Raw genomic sequence first — 17,281 nt, forward strand, 5'->3', positions numbered from 1 at the left:
TAGTACATCTTGGACATGCGTCAGTTGACCGGCGAGCTGATGAGTGTGCGCATCGCCCAATACCTGGCTGAGGACCCCGTCGGACTTTTCCCGATTCCCCGCCTGTATCCGCCAGCGGGCACGGACGCCGTGCGTGCACTGGGGGAGAGGGCGCGGCAACCACTGGAAGCCGGGTACCGTGAGTTCCTCTCCCTCACTGATGGCTTGGACGGCTTTGACCTCACCATGCCCCTCTTCGGCTGTAAGGACTGGGTGGAGGAGGACGGCCCGGGCGCGACCGCACTGCATTTCCTGGACGGTCTCTGGGAAGCCGACACTCCGGTGGACGTGGGCCTTCCCGAGGACGTGGCACTCTTCCCGGTGTCGGTGAACAAAGACGTGTCAGTAGGAGTGTTCATGCTGCACCGGCCGGATGTCCTTCCGGAGCGGTGGTGGTGGATCGGTGAGGGCAGCAGCTTCTTCTTCCCGACCTTCGTCGATCTACTGGGGTACGCAATCGACCCTCTGTCCTCAGCGCCTCGCGAGTACGTGGACTGATCCCGTTCGTCGGCCCAAAGGAACACTCCGAAGCGCTCGACCCGGACACCCCGACACCTGAACACGACATGACGGGTGGGCGGGTCCAACCGGTCCCGCCCACCAGTGCGATGAAGCTCAGCGAAGCTGTGGAGGCGTCCGGGGCGGAGGAACAGCCGGAAGGTTCTCCCATGGTGGTCGCCCGCCCCGGGCTCACTGCTCCAGCACCCGCCGGTTGACCACGTGCAGGCGCTGCTGCCGGGCGAAGGCGTGGGCAGGCCCCCAGATCCTTCCGTTGGTCACCATCACGACGATGTCGCCGCCGTGTACCGGCCGGCCAGTGCCGTTGAGCGTCTGCAGCTCCGGCGTCCCGACAGCCGCTCCGTCCAGCCCCCTTCCTGCGGTGCTTGCACTGGATCACCCACAGTCGACCGAGCGGATCATGCCCCTTCACGTCGGCGCCGAGGTCGCCCCGGCCGCCGCAGCGCAGCGCATCGAGGGAACCGTCCCGGGCCAGCAGGTCACGTACGGCATCCTCGAAGGCGCTGTGGTGCATAGCGTCCAGCTGACCGAGCGAGTAGGTCAGGCCCCCTCACCCCCAGCTGAGCGGACCGAATCGGGTCAACCTGCCGGTAGGCCCAGCCCGCGAGGGCGAGAAGCGCCAGTAGGCCGAGCACAACCAGCACCCACCCGTGCGCCCACACCCACTGTCCGACGACTACGCCCCCGCCCCGCTCGGCAGCCAGCACGACGTCCTCGCAGCCATCACCCAGGCCATCCCCGACACCGACCTTTCCGACCGCACCTGGGGCGAACTCCTCGGCCCCACCTGGTCCATGGAGCTCAACATCGGCACAGAAGACCCGGTCGACTCGATCATGCTCCACGTCCGCGGAGGCGGCGACGACGTCCTCTCCCCTGTCTTTCGCCTCGCAGGAGCCCTACGCTGCAAGGTTCTGGACTGCGCCGAAGGAGACCTGATCACTCCACTAGAAACCTCCGGATGGCACCGCTTCCAGCAGTACCGCGACCGCATGCTCCGCTCCCATCGCTAAAGGCTGAGGCGCGAGGACACACTCTCCGTGACGGCGGAGGCGATCAACATCACGAGATTGTCGGTCCAGCAGTCAGACTCCTTGGTCGCGACCTCGGTACCGCAGCCGCTGCACACAAGGTTGGGGCCGTCCTGGCCGGCGAGTCCGCAGCAGCCAACGAGACGCCGAGAATCGGGGTGCAGCGCAGTCTTCGGTACGTCATCCGGGTGAAAGATCAGCAGACTGGCGTCGAAATTGACCTTGAAGGTCCCCGGGGCCATCCGGGGCGAGACGACCTCATGGCCCACCGGCCGCTCCGGCCCCCTCAGCGGTTCCCCCTGAGCCACCTCCCTTGGCAGGAGCTGCTGACAGCTGACGCAGTGAAAGGTGGTCATAGCGTCTTCCTCCTTGCCTCCGCACGAGGAGAGGCGTGAGCGAGCCTCTATGGCAGTCCCGCAGCTGCCGTGGCCTGCCACACGGCGGTGACACGCCCTTCCTCCCAGTGCCACCACCCCTTGGCCTCTCCATGTTCCAAGAGCTTCCGAATCCGAGGCAGGTCCGCATCCGATGGCACGTCGAGCGCCACCATCCGGAACTGCTCGATACCCTCGCCGGTCGTGCCGAGCCGGTGAAAGGTCTCCAACACGGTCTGCCGAGCGGCAGCTGAGCCGCCGTCCTTCATGACGATCAACCGGATGGTGCAGTTCTCTGAAGCCTGCACCGTCTCGCCAGCCCAGCGGACGCCTTCATCATCGAGCTCCACCCGGATGATGTCGTCGCTGGCGACTCCGCGTACGAACCAGGGAGTGTTGTCCAACCGAACGGTTCCGTCGCCGAGGTCCACCGCCCACAAACTCTCCACGCTCGCCGGCGGCCAGCCGTCCTCGTCTACCTCCAGGCGGAAGTGGACCTTCACGTGGTCGTCCCTGATGCTTGTCACCGCACCATCATCCACAGCCACCGTCGTCGTGGGAAACGATGGCAATCCTGATAGGACTGATCCATTCCTCAGGAACGCTCAGGCGTGAAGTGCCTTCAGAGCCGCGGTGCTCGGTTTCAGGCGACAGACAATCTGTGCCACCAGTGACTGCAGCCGTCGGAGCAGAAGCGCTCACGGCGTCGCGCATCGGCAATCGTGAGCACCGCGATCAGCAGCCTGAAAGCCTTACGGCGTTCGTCGAGGGGTGTGAGACCGGCAATCTTCCCCAGCTGCTCGTCGGTCCGGCCTGGCGAGATCAGCACTGCGGGCGTATGGGTCAGGCGCAGCCCGGCACGGCGGATGGCCTCCTGCGCGTCCTCGGCCGCAGCGCGCGCCTGGACGCAGTGATGGCGCAGGAACAGCAGCGCCTCGGACTGCTCTTTCTGGCCGAGGCTGTCGAACCATTCGATGCCCTCTGATATCGGGCGCAGCCCCTGTGCGAGCTCGTTGAGCAGGACGCCGCGTTCATTCATGATTGCCTCCCGTGGGACGGACGCCGCTCCGCAGCGGTGATCAGGACTCCGAGCAGCCTTGCCAGATCGGCCGCGCCTTCGGCGTCGTCGGCCCAGCGGGTGGTCTGCAGCGGGTGAACCTGGTCGAGGAGGACGCCTTCGCGTGCAAGGACGAAGGCCAACGCCAGCATTGCCGCGCGGGCATTGCCGTCCTCGAACGGATGGAAGAAGAGGATGTCGAGGTATGCCCGGGCAGCACGTGAGGGGAGGGGCAGATTCGGTTGAACGCTCTCGGACAGACAGTGCTCGAACAGCGCCTGCGTATCGGGTGCAAGACCGTAGCGCTCCCGTCCGCCCTTCGCGAAGGCCGGCATCGTGCGGAAACCGACGAGGTCGTGGCCCAACACGGTCCGCTGCCACTTCGCCATCAGGGTGAAAGCCAGAGGCCTGCCCTGCTCCGCGTCGGCAAAGGCCACGTCGAGGGCGTTCAGGACCCGCGCGGTCCCACCGCTGTCACGTCCACCTCGCGTTGCCATGAAGAAACTCCGGAAGCCGTCGCGGGCCGGTGCTCCAGAGACAGGGGACGCGCCGCGCCAGGACGGCCAGGAGATCTCCGGCCGGATGAGCAGCCAGTCGGCGAGGCTGTCCTTCAGTTGGCCGGACCCGGAGGTCATCTGATTCCGCCCACGCCTCTGGCGAACCGCGAACTGACCGCGGCCGAACCGGCTAAAGGCAACGTTTAGGAGCGCAGCAGTGAGGCGTGGATGCGGGCGATGGCCCGCAGCACCTCCTCACGGTTCTTGGCCTGCTGCATCCATGCAGGCAGGCGCGCCACCACGGTCATCCTTCGGCCGTGATCGTTCCAGGGAATCCCCTCACGCAGCGATGCCTGTACGAATCGTCTGATCAGGTCCAGGTGTTCCAGGTTGTAGGCCCATACCCACCCATGCCGGGTCTCGGTCTGCAGCCAAAGACGGACATCGAAGTACGGGTCTGTAGCTGGCGCGTTCCGGTCCCGGCGCAGGGCCACACCGCCACGGCTCCAGTCCTTCGCCATCCCACAGCTCCGACAAACGAGACGCCTTGGCGCGAAGAGGCTCTGGTCGCGAACCCCCGACGCGTCTGGTGTCGTACCGATGTGCGCGACCTTTCCGCAGCCGGGACAGCGCACGAGAACCGACGTGAGGAAGTCGTACTTCGTACTCCGGGGATCCCGGAACCGGTGGTGCGTGGAGATCGAACTCATTCGAGCAGTATGCGAGCCACGTGCCCAAGGCTCCCACGGGTTAAATCTCAAGGTCAGTGTCTGTTTGAGATCTCTGGTCGGGTGGTCCGGGGATCTGGATCCTGGGGGTTATGGCGTCTGGTGGGGTGGTTCGAAGGTATTGACCCGAACAGAACACTGCTGCCGCCGACTTCGTCGGCGGCAGCAGTGTTCTGTTCGGGTAGGTGTGGCGAGCCCTCGAACAGGCTCGCCGGCGGGTGGCGGCGAAGCAGCGTGGGGACGAGGTGACGTGTCCGGTCTGCGGCCGTGGATGGACGGTGGGGGTGAACATCGGCGCTCGGCGGTGTTCTGTTCTTAGCGGTGCCGCACCCGTGCCTGGCGGGAAAAGGCGTCGCAGGATTCCGTCACGGTGACGCCATAGCCGAACGCCGCTGCCGCACCACCAGGCCCATCCGTGTCGGGTGCCTCAGCGGTGGGCGGCGCGGTTCATCTCGACGATGTCGTCGACGGTGGGATTGACACCGAGGGCCGCGAAGCGCTCCGGGAGGCTGTCGCGGACGGCCGCGTCCTTGACGCGGTCGGCCGCGGCCAGGGCCGCTGGCAGCTCGTCGAGGGTCAGTTCGGTGCAGTAGGCGGGGCTGTTCGGCTGCTGGCGCCAGGAGTCAGCCAGTGTGCCGGCGTCGTAGGGGTCGAAGCCGGTGTCGTCCACCAGGCTCATGGCCACCTTCCGCCACTCCTCGCAGTCGCCGGCGACGGGAATAGCGAGGCGGCCTGGCGTTCCGGCCGGGACGCCCTTGGTCCGCTGGGTTTCGGCCAGCGCGGCATTCCACGCCTTGACCACGGGGCGACCGAGCAGCTCGGCGGTGTACACACTCTCCACCTGGCCGTTGTCCACCGCCTCGATCGGCTCGCTGAGCATGCCGGGGTAGTAGTTCGAGGTGTCGATGACCACCGTCTCGTCGGGCACCGACGCAAACAGGTCCGCCAGCTGGCCCGCCACCCCGAACGGGATCGACAGGATGACGACGTCCCGGCCCTGGACGGCGTCGGCGAGGTCCGCTGCGCGGGCCCCGGACTCCAGCACCTCCGCCCGGACGGCCTCGGGGCCGCGGGCGTCAGCCACCTGGACATCGTGACCCGCCGCACTGAGCTTGGCGGCGAGATTCCCGCCGATGACGCCAGCGCCTATGACAGTGATTTTCATAATTTGTTCCTGCGGGGGTTGTGCCGCCCCTGAGGGCAGCGCAAGGTGATGGCCGGGTGGCGGTGCCACCTGGTGTTGCGGGGTCGGGGCGGGATGGCCGGCGTGCTACGCCGGGGTGTCCTGCTGGCGGTAGCCGCTCGCGATCAGCATGCGGAGCCGGTCGAGTGCCTCCCCCTCGGCGCCGGTGCCCTTGATCCAGGCAACGGAACAGGCCGCGAGAAAGAGGTCGTACCCCTGCACCGAGGCGCGGACGTGCCCCGCGAGCTGCGCGGCGCGTACGTACTGATCGGTAGCGGTGATGAGGGTGTCGCAGGGAATCGTGAGCGGGTTATCCGGCTCCTGGGCCCGGGCCGCGGCCATGAGCGGTTCCGGCAGCCCGCTGAAGGCACTCAGGTACTCCTCCATCGCTCGCAGCCACTGCTCCAACGCCTCAGCGGGGTCGCCGAGTTGCTCAACGGCCACCTGGCGGACTGCGAACTCCTTGGAGCGCGTCTGCAGCACGGCCGCCAGCAGCGCTTCCCGGGTGGGGAAGTGCCGGTACAGGGTGCCGGGCCCCACGCCGGCCTCCTTGGCCACCGCCTCCAGGGAGGTGCCGACCCCATGCCGCAGAAAGTGGCGCTGCGCGGTCTCCAAAAGGGTCGCGCGGTTACGCTGGACGTCCGCGCGGGGCTTGCGTTCCCGTTGCTCACCGGCGCTCATACACGCTCCCTCCTGCTCCCATCCTGCGACCGCATCAAAACGGATGCTGCCTCCGTATACCTCCGAGAGTAAAACGGAGGATGCCTCCGGTCAAACGGATGCCCCGACAGTGACCGGACAGTCGGTGGGGTTCGAGTGCCACGGCTGCCTCAATGAGCGAATCTTGCGTGAGAACGTCACCAGAGGGTCATGAATCAAGGGATAGGACACAGCTTCGGCTGGGCAGCCGGCCAGACCACCGCGGCCTTCTCGCTCGCCCTCATCGTCTCCGCCCTCGCCGGAATCCGCGTCGGGCGCATCCTGGACCGGTGCGCGGCCCGCGCACCGCCATGACCACCTGCGTGGCCTTCGCCCCGAACCTGCCTATCTTCGGCGCCGGTTGGACCCTCGCAGGACTTGCGATGGCGACCACCTTCTACCAGGCTGCATTCGCCGCCTCACCCGCTGGTGGGCCCGGCCACGTCCGCGCACTCACCGTCGTCACCCTCGCCAGCGGACTCGCCTCCACCGTCTTCGGTCACGGAACAGGCCGTTCGCGATGTGCGTGAACTGATCACCCGCCATCACACCCCGGCGGATCCCCGCACCGAGCCCACCGCCAAACCCTGCCCGCAGGCCTCCAGCCACAAAGCGCACCCTGAGCGCTTCAGGTGGCGAGTTTCGCCACTGAAGCGCTCAGTCCGTGGTGCAGGCGGGGCCGCCTCGTCGGTTGAGTACGCTGATCGGCCGGCTCAGCGGACTCGGTCGTAGACCATGGCGATCTCGCCCAGTTCGCCGGTCTCCTGGTGGGTGAGCTTCCACTTCGAAGCCGGCAGGCCGTCGTCGAACAGTCGCTGCCCGTCTCCGGCGATCTCGGGGAAGACCATGAGGTACAGCCGGTCGAGCAGATCTGCCGCAAGGAGCGGCTTGATGACACTCGGGCAGCTGTTGACGAGGATGTCGCCCTCACCGGTGGCCTTAAGTTCGGCAACGACGTCAGCGGCTGGTGCGTTCACCACGCGGGTGCGTCCCCACGGCGCTTCCGTCAGTGTGGTTGAGAAGACCACCTTTTCCGTGTCCACCAGCCATTTTGCGTATCCGCGGTCGCGCGGATCGGCGTTCTCGTCCTCGGCGACCGTCGGCCAGTAGCCCAGGAATCCCTCGGCGTTGATCCGGCCGAGCAGCGCCGTCGTCGCGCCCTCCCAGATGCGGGTGAGTTGGCCCCGCGCGACCTCGGAGGTCACATACGGCGCGAACATGCTGAAGTCGCTGGGCCCGCCAGGACCGTGGTAACGCCCGTCGAGGGAGAGGCTCAGGTTCGCGGATACCCTGCGTCCGGTCGAGTCAGTCATTTCGTGCCCCTCATGTCGGTGCTGTCGGTGTCGTGCGAGTCTGCGGCGAGGATCGCTGCGAGCTTGTCGAGGCTCTGGCCGAAGCCGATCTCGATGCCTGCGATGAAGTCGGCGGAGTCGATGGTGCTGTCGGTGATCCGCCAGTGGACGTCGAGGTCCGTGCCGGTCCCGGTGGGCCGCAGGTCGAGGGTGACGTGGGCGGTGAAGGCAAGGCCGCCGTCGGGAAGCTGCGGGGAGAGCCGGTAGGCGAGGCGCTCACCAGGGCGGACGTCATCGACGAATCCCTCCGCGCGCCCGGCGACCAGGTCGGAGCCGTCGGCGTCCTCGACATCGCGGTACTCCTGGACGATCCGACCGCCTTCTCGCGCCTCGAAGACGAGCTCAGATACGCGGAGGTCGTGCGGCGTCCACCATCGGGCGAGCAGGGAAGGCTCGGTCAAGTGGCGCCACACCAGCTCGGGGAGCCCCGTCAGCGATCGGCGGAAGCCGAACGAACGTCCGTCGGCCCACCCCGGCTCCTCCGCGGCGAGCCGCTCCGCGCGGAGGCTGGCCCCGTAACGGTCGTAGGTCTCGTGCGGACCCCCTGCCTGCTCCGCGGTGCCGGCGAGCCGGCCGAGCGCAGCCGCCAGCTCCCGCAGGGGACCGGGCCGGAGCGCGTAGATGCGGCGCTGGCCGGTGCGCTGGGAGGTGACGACGCCGGCGCGCTCAAGGGTCTGCAGGTGCTTGGTCGTCTGCGGCTGACGCGCCTCGGCGAGCTCGGCGAGGACACCGACCGGACGGGGCCGCTCGGCGAGCAGGCTCACGAGCCGCCAGCGGACCGGGTCGGCCAGTGCAGCGAGGAGTGCATCCATGAGCACGACTATTCACCAACACGAATATTCGTGTCAAGGAATATGAATGATGGATCCGAGGACAGGACAGACCTCGTGCTGCCGGACAAGCCGCGCTTCTACCAGCAGGTGAAGCCGCTGCTCGACGCCTGAAGCCACCCAGCTCGCACGAGCCGTCGACGAAGCCCGCTCCAGCCAGTCGCCAACTCGCGCGCTCACTCGCCAACTGAAGTACTCAGTCACAAGCGCTTTTGCTACGTGCACCGCTACAGGTCGAACTCCGCTTGCTCGACGTCCGTGAACTCGACGTGCAGGCCCGCGGCACGGCGGCCGCCGTCGCGGAAGTACATCTCGCCGAGCGCTTCGGCCGCCAGGGCGCGCAGCTGCCGCTCGTCCGCGCCGGCGTCCTGCGCATCGAGGAGCCGGGCTGCGTGGTGGGGCGGAGCGCGAGGCTGAGGTCGCGGATACGGGCGTCGTCGGTGGTGCCGGGAGCGGCGGTGAAGCCGAAACGGGCCCGGGTGCGGATGACCAGACCGGTGCTGGCCGCTGCCTGCTTGCGGGCCCGCTCGCGGACGCGAGGCTGCCAGCGCTGGCGCACCGCGTCCTCCAGGCGCTGCGCAAGTGCGATATCTCAGCCTCGGTCAGCTACAACCATGGGATATACCGCATCACGACCACGAGCCTCGCTGCCCCGTCACCCTCATGTCAGCAGCTAGTCCGTCACCCGCCCCTACCGTGACCAGTGAAACAGACGTCGGTAAGCAGCCACCGGTCACTGCCTATCACTCCACTGACACGAACCCGGCACATCGCCGTCGGTGGGTGGTGAGTCGGGCCTGGGTCATGGAGCACACCGGTGCGTCGGCGGCGACCTTGGCCCGCTGGTACGCCCAGCGTGAGCACTACCCCGCCGAGCGGCGGTTCCCGGAGGTGGTGTGCACGCTGGATCGCATCCACTACTACGACCAGGAGGCCGTGGAAGCGTTCTGGGCCGCGTGGCGGGAGGACGTCGGCACCGGCCGTCTCCAGGCCGCCGGACGCCCTCGAGGAGACGGGCGGGGCAACCACGGAGGCGGGCACAGCCGCGCCCAGCGCGACCGGGCCGTCGCCATCGTCCTGGCCGAACTCCGGCAGGCCGGCGGCTACCAGCGCGTCATCGCCGTACGGCTGGCACGCGAACACGGCGGCAGCGAACGCAGCTGGCAACGCGCGATGGCCGAAGCCCCCACCCGCTACGAGCACGGCCAGGACCAGGACGGCGCGGGGCCCGCTCCGCAGCCCGGGCTTTGACTTTCCGCATCGCTGCGCTCGGCAGGGATTACCGCACGCCTCACGAGCCTCACTGGACGCGGCCTGCTCAGACGCTGAGCGCGACGTCAGAAGGGGACGACCAGCCCAGCTTCTCGCAGTCCAAGCAATGCCCTGCTCATGCACTCGGCGGCCGAGGCCCCATCAGCCCTCATCCCACTCTCCAAGGCCCCACCAGAGGCTGCGAACGTCCACGCCGGCCGGCCATCACGCAAGCGCTCCGCATCCACCCGGATCATGGCACCCACACCCTGCTCACCGAGCCATTCCAGGATGAGTACCGTCGCGTCCTCGACGCCGCTGTCCAGATCCACCCCGGGCCGCCGCCCCATCCCCTTGGCCATGGCCACAACCCTACTCAGGGGCCGGGCTGGCCTTGCCGCATACTTTTAGGCCGCTCAATGAACAAGCTGGTAAGCCATCCGCCACTTACCGGCGCCCTGGCCCCAAGCACGGGCCCACCATCTTCAGGACGCCCTCGACAACCAGCTCCTGCGTCGGCTGAAGCGCGGAGGCCCCGGCCGACGCGCAACAGGCAAGCCCCGCCCCGATCCCCCGGCGCACCCGAACGAAGTGGCACAGATGAACCCCGGATCCGGCAGCGGGGCAGGTGCGAGCCGGATCCGGGGTGGTGTGGGGGCCCGAAGGGCCTATTTGACAGCGCCGGCGGTGACGCCGCGGGTGAGGGAGCGCTGGAAGATGAGGAAGAAGACGACCATGGGGATGACGCCGAGGAGAGCGGCGGCGCTCATGGCGGTGGGGTCACTGGTGTACTGGCCCTGCATGACGGACAGGCCGAGGGGGACGGTCTGGTTGTCGTTGGAGATCAGCAGGACGAGAGGGTAGAGGAACTCGTTCCAGCTCCAGACGAAGAAGAACACGCACATCACCGACAGGGTCGGCCAGCTCATGGGCAGGATGATGCGCCACAGGATGGTCCAGCGGCCGGCGCCGTCGAGTGAGGCGGCCTCGATGAGCTCTCGGGGGAAGCTGCTGAAGACGGAGGAGAGCAGGTAGGTGCCGAAGGCGCTGTAGGTGATGCCGACGAGGATGGTGTAGCCGAGCTTTCCGTCGTACAGGCCCATCTCCTTGAACAGGTAGTAGATGGGGTAGACCAGACCTTCCTGTGGCAGGACGTTGACGCCGAGGAAGAAGACGAGGAAGGCGGTGCGCCAGCGGACGCGGCCGATGCCGATGGCGTAGGCGTTGAAGAGGGCGAGGACGACGGCGATGAGGACGACGCCGAGGCTGATCTGGATGCTATTGACGAGCTTCTGGGTGAAGTCGACGCGTTCCCAGACGTCGCCGATGATGTCCCAGTTCCAGTGCTCGGGCCAGGACAGTGACCCGTTGGTCCGGTAGTCGGCGCTGGTCTTGAAGGAGTTGAGCAGGATGATCGCGAACGGGGCGAGGAAGGCCAGGACGAAGACGGTGACCGCGGCAAGGACAGCGTAGGAGCCCGCACTGCGCTTGCGGGGTGCGTTGTTCCTGCGCCAACCCGTGGGGGCGGCAGGGCCGGGGATGTCTGTCTTCTTGGGCCGGGACGTGACGGGGGCTGTGGTGTCGGTGGTCATGGTCATCCGTCCTCGCGAGCCTGGCGGGTGAGCATTGTTCCGGCGATGATCAGCACGAGCAGGGTGATCGTGCTGGAGATCGCGGAGCCGTAGCCGACGTCGGCGCGTTCGAAGAAGTTCTGGTAGGCGAAGTAGGCGGGGACGAGGGTGGAGTTGCCGGGGCCGCCGCCGGTGAGGACGAAGATCTGGGCGAAGACCTTCAGGCCGGCGATGGTGGTGGTGACCAGGACGACGTACACCTCGGGCCTCAGGATGGGCACGGTGATGCGGGTGAAGCGCTGCCACCAGGAGGCGCCGTCGAGCGAGGCGGCCTCGTAGAGTTCAGGGTCGATGCGCTGCAGGCCGGACATGAACAGGACGAGCGGGTAGCCGAGCTGCATCCACACGAGGACGCCGAGAACGACCCAGAGGGCGAGGTCGGGGTCTCCTAGCCAGTTCTCGGCGAGGGAGCCGAGGCCGACGGTGTCCAGGACGCTGTTGACGGCGCCTTCGGGGGCGAGGATCCATCCCCACATCAGGCCGGTGACGGCGACGGGGATGACCTGGGGCAGGTAGAGGCCGGAGCGGAAGATGCCGACGATGCCGTCGCCGTGCTTCTTGCCGATGTAGTCGAACAGCAGCGCGGCCAGGAACAGGCCGAGCAGGGTGGGGACGACGGCGATGCCGATGATGACGAAGGCGATGTTGCGGAAGGAGGCCCAGAAGTCGGCGTCCTGGAAGAGGCGTGTGTAGTTGTCCAGGCCGGTGAAGGTGGGGTCGCCGATGCCCTGCCACGCCGTCAGGCTGTAGTAGAAGGTCATCACCAGCGGGACGACGAGGAAGAGCAGACTCAGCAGCAGGCCCGGCGCGAGGAAGACGGCATAGCCCGTGGACCGCGGGTGACGTTTGGTTTTCACTGTTGCTCCTGGTTGGGCGGGACGGCTGCGGCGGCGGGCCCGGCAGCCGTCCCCGGAACGCGTGGTTACCGGCCGGCGGCGCGACGAGGTGCCGGCCGGGGCGGGAACGTCAGGGCCTGGTCGCGACGTACTTGTCGTAGGGGGCCGCGAGCTCGTCGAGGACGGAGTCGGCCTTGCCGCCGTTCATGAGGTTCTGCGTGGCGGCGACCCAGGTGTCGTAGTAGCCGGCGACGGGCCAGTCGGGGTAGAAGGCCAGGCCGTCGTTCTCCTGGGTCTGCGCGAAGGCTTCGGTCAGCTGGCGGGACTTGGGGTTGGTGATGTCGGCCGGCTTGGCGGCGAGCGGGACGTTGCCTTCCTCACCGATCAGCTTCTGGATCTTGTCGGACATCGTGATGGCGATGAAGTCCTCGGCGAGCTTCTTGTTCTTGGCCTTGGTGGGGATGACCCAGTTGTTGCCGCCGGACCCGAGGGTCCTCCCGCTGCCCGGGTAGGCGGCGGTGGACCACTGGAAGTTCTTGATGTCGGTGGTCAGGCTGCCGAACCACCAGTTGCCGCCGACCATGATGGGCCGCTTCTGCGAGACGAACTGCTCCACCATGTCGCTGCCCTTGAGACCGACGTCCTTCTTGTCGAAGTAGCCCTTGTCGAGCCACTCCTGGTACTTGTCCACGGCGTAGGCCATCTCAGGGCCGTGGAAGTCGACCTTGCCCAGGTAGCGCTGGTAGTTGTCGACCCAGGTGTTGTTCGCCTTGGACAGGGCGAGCAGGTAGAGCCAGTGGCTGGCGGGGTGGTCGTTGCCGGCGTTGGCGAGCGGGGTGACGCCCGCGGCCTTGAACTTCGCCAGCGCGGCCTCGAAGCTCGCGAAGTCGGTGGGCTTGTCGACACCGTGCTTCTTGAACAGGTCGTCGTTGTAATAAGTGAGGACGAACTCACCGTAGTTGGGTATGCCGTACCACTTCTCGCCACCCATCTCGCCCTTGTCGTTGTAGCGGGCGGTGACGGAGGCGCTTTCGCTGATCTTCCTGTCCCAGCCGTGTTCCTTCACGAGAGGGGTGAGGTCGGTGAGCAGGCCCTGCTTGGCGAGCTGTCCGGTGGTGGCGTTGCCCTTGTTGTACTCCATGACGTCGGGCGCCTTGTCGGAGTTGAGGATCATGCCGGCGTTCTGCTGGATCTGCTCGAACGTCTTGCGCTCGAAGACGACCTTGACGTCAGGGTGGGTCTTCTTGAATTCGGCGATGGCCGCGTCCCATGCCTTGCTCAGGGCTCCGTCCTCCTGCTCGTAGTGCCACAGGCGAAGGGTCTTGCCGTCGGCCTCGGCGGCGTCGGAGCCGCCGCAGGCGGTCAGCGGGGCCAGCAGGGCCAGGGCGGTGACCGCGAGGAGGAGCGGCTTTCTGCGAAGGGTGGAGCGGGTGCGTGGGATGTTCATGGCTGTTCCTTGGTGTGCGTCGTTGCGGCAAGGGCGGGTGGTGTCAGCTGGTGGTGCGGCGGCGGTGGACGCGTGCTTCCCACGGCTGCAGAGTGTGCGGCTGCGTGAGCGGGTTGGTGGCGGGAACGTTGGCGATGAGGGTTTCGCTGTGCTCCCAGCCGTCGGGCAGGTCGACGGTGAGGTCGGTGCCGCTGAAGTTGGCCAGGACGAGCAGTTCGGTGCCCCGGTCCGCGTCGTGGCGGGTGAAGGCGTAGAGCTGTTCGTGGTCGGGGTGGAGCATGTGGAAGTCGCCGTGGGTGAGGGCGGGCTCGGTGTGCCGTAGGCCGATCAGGCGCCGGTAGTAGTGGAAGACCGATTGCGGGTCGGCGAGCTGGGCCTTGGCGTTGACGTCCGTGTGATCGGGATTGACGGCGATCCACGGCGTGCCGGCGGTGAAGCCGGCGTGTTCGGTGGCGTCCCACTGCATGGGGGTGCGGGCGTTGTCCCGGCTGCGGTGCCGCAGCCCCTGCATGACGGCGTCGGAATCGGTTCCGTGCGCGGTCTGCTCGCGGTAGTGGTTGAGGGACTCGATGTCCCGCAGGTCGTCGATGGAGGTGAACGGGGCGTTGGCCATGCCCAGTTCCTCGCCCTGGTAGACGAAGGGTGTGCCTCGGTGCAGGTGCAGGACGGTGGCCAGCAGCTTGGCGGAGCGGTCCCGGTAGGCGGGGGTGTCGTCGCCGAAGCGGGAGACCACCCGGGGCTGGTCGTGGTTGTTCCAGTACAGGCTGTTCCAGCCGGTGTCGCCCAGGCCGGTCTGCCAGCGGCCGAGGCTGGCCTTGAGGTCGGTCAGTTTCAGGGGCCGGACGTCGAACTTGCCGCCGGGTCCCTGGTCGAGCCCGACGTGCTCGAACTGGAAGACCATGTCGAGTTCGCGGCGGGCGGGGTCGGTGAAGAGCTTGGCCTCCTCCACCGTGACGCCGGGCATCTCGCCGACGGTGAGCAGCCGGCGGGGGTGGCGGTCGAAGACCTCGCGGTGCATCTCGGCGATGTAGTCGTGGATGCGGGGGCCGCACACGTAGTAGGGGTGGCCGAGACCGTAGCGGGCGCCTTCGGGGACGATTCCGTCGGGCAGGGCCGGGTCCTTGGAGATCAGGTTGATGACGTCCATGCGGAAGCCGTCGACCCCGCGCTCCAGCCACCAGCGCATCATCGCGTACACGGCCTGGCGGACTTCGGGGTTGTCCCAGTTCAGGTCGGGCTGCTTGCGGGAGAAGGTGTGCAGGTAGTACTCGCCGCTGGCGATGTCGTACGTCCATGCGGGACCGGAGAACCACGACTCCCAGTTGTTCGGTTCCGCTCCCGGCGTTCCGGGCTCCATGCCCTCACGCGGCGGGCGCCAGATGTACCAGTCGCGCCGCGCTCCGCCTGGTCCGCCGTCGCGGGAGGCGGTGAACCAGGCGTGCTCGTCGCTGGTGTGGTTGACGACCAGGTCCATCACCAGTTTCATGCCGCGCTCGTGCACCGAGGCCAGCAGCCGGTCGAAGTCGGCGAGCGTGCCGAAGAGCGGGTCGATGCCCTGGTAGTCGCTGATGTCGTAGCCGTTGTCGTCGTGCGGCGAGGGGTAGACCGGGGAGAGCCACAGCACGTCCACGCCGAGCTCGGACAGGTAGTCCAGGCGCTCGATGATGCCCTGCAGGTCGCCTATGCCGTCCGCGTTGGAGTCGGCGAAGGAGCGCGGATAGATCTGGTAGACCACCGCGTTGCTCCACCAGGAGTCGGCAGGGCTGACTACGTTTTCCGGCACGTCAAACCTCATCGTGTGTGATCGGTTACTTAAAGTGAAGAGTGAGGGGCTGGGCAGGCCGTGGTGGTGGCCGGCGGTGTGGGTCAGGAGATGGCCGCGCCCACCGCGTCACGGATGACGAGGCAGGCGGCGCCTCGGGCCCACAGGTCGTGGCGGACAGGGTCGACGTGGATGTCGCAGTCGCGGGCAGCCGTGGAGAACGCGTGCGTCTCCAGCGCCTGGGACGCTGCCGGGCCGAAGAGGTCGTAGGCGACCGCTCCTTCTCCGGCGATGATGATCTTTTGCAGGTTCAGCAGGTTGCACATGCCGGCCAGTCCTCGTCCCAGGGCGGCTCCTGCTTCGGCGAACGCGGAGCGGGCGACCGCTTGGGCGGACCCGCCTGCGGGCGATCGGGCGAGGTCAATGGCTTCGGAGATCTTGGTGCAGGGGATACCGGCGTCCTGCAGGTGGCGCAGGACCGCCCGGTCCCCGGCGAGAGCTTCCAGGCAGCCGCGGCGGCCGCAGCTGCACATCGGGCCCGCGGGGTCGAGCGGCAGATGCCCGAGTTCTCCGGCCAGGCCGGTGGCGCCGGAGAAGAGGGCTCCGTCGAGCAGCAGGCCGCAGCCGATGCCGGGGCCGACGGTGACGACGGCGAAGGAGTCGACATCACGGCCCTGCCCGAACCAGCGTTCGGCGACCACGAGGGTGTTGACGTCGTTGTTCACGACGACCGGGAGACCGGTCGCCTCGCGCAGCGGGCCGGCCACGTCGACCTTGTTCCAGTCGAGCAGGGCCGAGTAGCGGCAGATGCCGGAGTCGGAATCGACGTGTCCGCTGACCCCGACGCCCAGCCCCAGTACCCTGTCCGCCGCTTCGGGCGCCTCGGAGAGGAGCCTGCTGGTCAGGGCTGCAGCGGCGGACAGGGCGGTCTCGGGTGTGCAGTCGGCGATCGGTTGCTCGGCGCGGGCCAGGACGTTGGCCGCCATGTCGGTGACCACTCCGGAGACCTGCGCGGGACCGATCTTCGTGCCGACGACGATGTGCTTGTCCGGATTGACGTGGAGCATCTTCTGCGGCCGGCCCCGTCCTTGGGGAGCGGCGTCCGATTCGCGCAGGTAGTCGTGCTCCAGGAGCGGGGGAAGCATCCGGGTCACGCTCGAGGGGACGAGACCGAGGCGCTGGGCGAGCTGGGTGCGCGAGATGGGGCCCGAGGTGAGGACGGTCGCGAAGATCTCCGCCCGGGTCTGCTCACCGACAAGCTCCGAAAAGCGGATCTTGGACGGGCTCATCACGCGCGCCTCCAAAGGTGTAGTCGGTCAAGGGCTGGTCTGTCCGGTCGGCCTCCATCGAACCCGATGCGGTGCGTGCCGTCGTCCATGACGCCGAAACCGTGGCACAACCAGAGTCAGGAAGATCATCGTGTTCCCCTCCCGCCTTGCTCCGGGCGTCGGCCCGGTGCCCGGGCCGGCTGGACATGACGGGAGTCTGTCCCCCCAGTTTTCGTGCGTCAAGAAAGAAAACAGCGTGTTACGTAACCGTGATCGCGCCTCGGGTGCCTGCTTCCTGTGCAAGAAGTCCCGGTCTGGGGCCTCGGTTCGGCCACGGGGAGGGGTGAGCGGCTGCGAATCTTGTTCATTTCGTTGACACGGGGAAGAAATGACGGGACGTTATCTGGCGACCGCACGGCGCTGGCTCGAGAGCCGGCTCCTGGGCGGCACCCCAGGGGTCCGTTGTCTGCGCCGTTGGCGCGCTCAGCGGAGTGTGTGCTGCGTCCACCGGCCCGGGCAGGGCGGAGAACCGGAGTGTCTTGGCCCCCTCGGATGAACCCGGACGTACGCGCCACCCCGAACTTGCCTGCCGAAGGGAGGACTCCTGCACTGGTCCGGTCACCGGTCCGCGACGCGGCCGTGGCCGGCCAATCCGTCGGGCATCCGGCCAGCCATGTGTACGTAGCCCCGACCCGGCCGGGGACACCCAGTTTCCCGCCCCCAAGCACACCTGTAGGAACCCGCCGGTGGCCGCCTCGGCCGCGCTTCCCCCCTGAT

Annotated in this window: 18 protein-coding genes and 3 pseudogenes; 4 read left to right on the plus strand and 17 right to left on the minus strand. The window is 67.6% G+C overall.

The window, feature by feature from the left end:
- Positions 1–9 precede the first annotated feature (9 nt).
- Complete coding sequence (locus ACLIN4_RS00200; RefSeq protein ID WP_411575324.1) at positions 10–537, plus strand: SMI1/KNR4 family protein; 528 nt, start codon at positions 10–12, stop codon at positions 535–537.
- Positions 538–654: 117 nt separating this feature from the next.
- Here ACLIN4_RS00200 and ACLIN4_RS00205 read toward each other — a convergent pair.
- Positions 655–1,289, minus strand: a pseudogene (locus ACLIN4_RS00205) (restriction endonuclease).
- On the opposite strand from ACLIN4_RS00205, the gene ACLIN4_RS00210 reads away from it, so the two are divergent.
- Complete coding sequence (locus tag ACLIN4_RS00210) at positions 1,209–1,571, plus strand: hypothetical protein (RefSeq protein WP_411575325.1); 363 nt, start codon at positions 1,209–1,211, stop codon at positions 1,569–1,571. The pseudogene ACLIN4_RS00205 and the gene ACLIN4_RS00210 overlap by 81 nt on opposite strands.
- Here ACLIN4_RS00210 and ACLIN4_RS00215 read toward each other — a convergent pair.
- From ACLIN4_RS00215 to ACLIN4_RS00245, 7 genes are all read right to left on the minus strand, one after another.
- A complete protein-coding gene (locus ACLIN4_RS00215; protein ID WP_411575326.1) occupies positions 1,568–1,945 on the minus strand; it encodes a hypothetical protein in 378 nt (125 codons plus the stop codon). The two genes, ACLIN4_RS00210 and ACLIN4_RS00215, sit on opposite strands and share 4 nt — an antisense overlap.
- A 47-nt stretch (positions 1,946–1,992) precedes the next feature.
- Complete coding sequence (locus ACLIN4_RS00220; RefSeq protein ID WP_355103740.1) at positions 1,993–2,490, minus strand: DUF4265 domain-containing protein; 498 nt, start codon at positions 2,488–2,490, stop codon at positions 1,993–1,995.
- A 116-nt stretch (positions 2,491–2,606) separates the two neighbouring features.
- Complete coding sequence (locus ACLIN4_RS00225) at positions 2,607–3,002, minus strand: DUF5958 family protein (protein ID WP_411575327.1); 396 nt, start codon at positions 3,000–3,002, stop codon at positions 2,607–2,609.
- Complete coding sequence (locus ACLIN4_RS00230) at positions 2,999–3,655, minus strand: Fic family protein (RefSeq protein ID WP_411575328.1); 657 nt, start codon at positions 3,653–3,655, stop codon at positions 2,999–3,001. The genes ACLIN4_RS00225 and ACLIN4_RS00230 overlap by 4 nt, the downstream gene beginning before the upstream one ends.
- A gap of 65 nt (positions 3,656–3,720) precedes the next feature.
- Positions 3,721–4,227, minus strand: a complete 507-nt coding sequence (locus tag ACLIN4_RS00235; RefSeq protein WP_307653504.1) for a hypothetical protein — start codon at positions 4,225–4,227, stop codon at positions 3,721–3,723.
- Between the two features lie 445 nt (positions 4,228–4,672).
- Positions 4,673–5,410, minus strand: coding sequence for an NADPH-dependent F420 reductase (locus ACLIN4_RS00240; protein WP_411575329.1), 738 nt, complete (start codon positions 5,408–5,410; stop codon positions 4,673–4,675).
- A gap of 105 nt (positions 5,411–5,515) precedes the next feature.
- Positions 5,516–6,109, minus strand: coding sequence for a TetR/AcrR family transcriptional regulator (locus ACLIN4_RS00245; RefSeq protein WP_382053928.1), 594 nt, complete (start codon positions 6,107–6,109; stop codon positions 5,516–5,518).
- A 189-nt stretch (positions 6,110–6,298) separates the two neighbouring features.
- On the opposite strand from ACLIN4_RS00245, the pseudogene ACLIN4_RS00250 reads away from it, so the two are divergent.
- A pseudogene (locus tag ACLIN4_RS00250) lies at positions 6,299–6,624 on the plus strand (MFS transporter); the annotation flags it as partial.
- 216 nt (positions 6,625–6,840) lie between these two features.
- Here ACLIN4_RS00250 and ACLIN4_RS00255 read toward each other — a convergent pair.
- The 3 genes and pseudogenes from ACLIN4_RS00255 to tpg all read right to left on the minus strand — a co-directional run.
- Complete coding sequence (locus ACLIN4_RS00255; protein ID WP_307653501.1) at positions 6,841–7,440, minus strand: dihydrofolate reductase family protein; 600 nt, start codon at positions 7,438–7,440, stop codon at positions 6,841–6,843.
- Positions 7,437–8,291: a metalloregulator ArsR/SmtB family transcription factor gene (locus ACLIN4_RS00260; protein ID WP_381914377.1), complete on the minus strand. Its 855-nt coding sequence runs from the start codon at positions 8,289–8,291 to the stop codon at positions 7,437–7,439. Before ACLIN4_RS00260 ends, ACLIN4_RS00255 begins: the two co-directional genes overlap by 4 nt.
- Before the next feature lie 245 nt (positions 8,292–8,536).
- Positions 8,537–8,892 (minus strand): annotated as a pseudogene (gene tpg / locus ACLIN4_RS00265) (telomere-protecting terminal protein Tpg); the annotation flags it as partial.
- A 221-nt stretch (positions 8,893–9,113) separates the two neighbouring features.
- Here tpg and ACLIN4_RS00270 point away from each other — a divergent pair.
- Positions 9,114–9,560: a hypothetical protein gene (locus ACLIN4_RS00270; protein ID WP_307653499.1), complete on the plus strand. Its 447-nt coding sequence runs from the start codon at positions 9,114–9,116 to the stop codon at positions 9,558–9,560.
- 86 nt (positions 9,561–9,646) lie between these two features.
- Here the strand turns inward: ACLIN4_RS00270 and ACLIN4_RS00275 are convergent, their stop codons facing one another.
- From ACLIN4_RS00275 to ACLIN4_RS00300, 6 genes are all read right to left on the minus strand, one after another.
- A complete protein-coding gene (locus tag ACLIN4_RS00275) occupies positions 9,647–9,922 on the minus strand; it encodes a hypothetical protein (protein WP_381914376.1) in 276 nt (91 codons plus the stop codon).
- A 306-nt stretch (positions 9,923–10,228) separates the two neighbouring features.
- Positions 10,229–11,152 carry a carbohydrate ABC transporter permease gene (locus ACLIN4_RS00280; protein WP_411575330.1) on the minus strand — a complete coding sequence of 308 codons (924 nt, stop codon included), beginning with the start codon at positions 11,150–11,152 and terminating at the stop codon, positions 10,229–10,231.
- A 2-nt stretch (positions 11,153–11,154) separates the two neighbouring features.
- Positions 11,155–12,048: a carbohydrate ABC transporter permease gene (locus tag ACLIN4_RS00285; RefSeq protein ID WP_309053431.1), complete on the minus strand. Its 894-nt coding sequence runs from the start codon at positions 12,046–12,048 to the stop codon at positions 11,155–11,157.
- Between the two features lie 109 nt (positions 12,049–12,157).
- Entirely contained in the window at positions 12,158–13,474 is a 1,317-nt protein-coding gene (locus tag ACLIN4_RS00290; RefSeq protein ID WP_411575331.1) for an ABC transporter substrate-binding protein, read from the minus strand.
- A 43-nt stretch (positions 13,475–13,517) separates the two neighbouring features.
- A complete protein-coding gene (locus ACLIN4_RS00295) occupies positions 13,518–15,257 on the minus strand; it encodes an alpha-glucosidase (RefSeq protein WP_382053923.1) in 1,740 nt (579 codons plus the stop codon).
- Positions 15,258–15,340: 83 nt separating this feature from the next.
- Complete coding sequence (locus ACLIN4_RS00300) at positions 15,341–16,525, minus strand: ROK family transcriptional regulator (protein WP_411575332.1); 1,185 nt, start codon at positions 16,523–16,525, stop codon at positions 15,341–15,343.
- Positions 16,526–17,281: the final 756 nt, after the last annotated feature.

Source organism: Streptomyces mutabilis, from assembly GCF_046628145.1.
In the GTDB taxonomy this organism is placed as follows: domain Bacteria; phylum Actinomycetota; class Actinomycetes; order Streptomycetales; family Streptomycetaceae; genus Streptomyces; species Streptomyces mutabilis.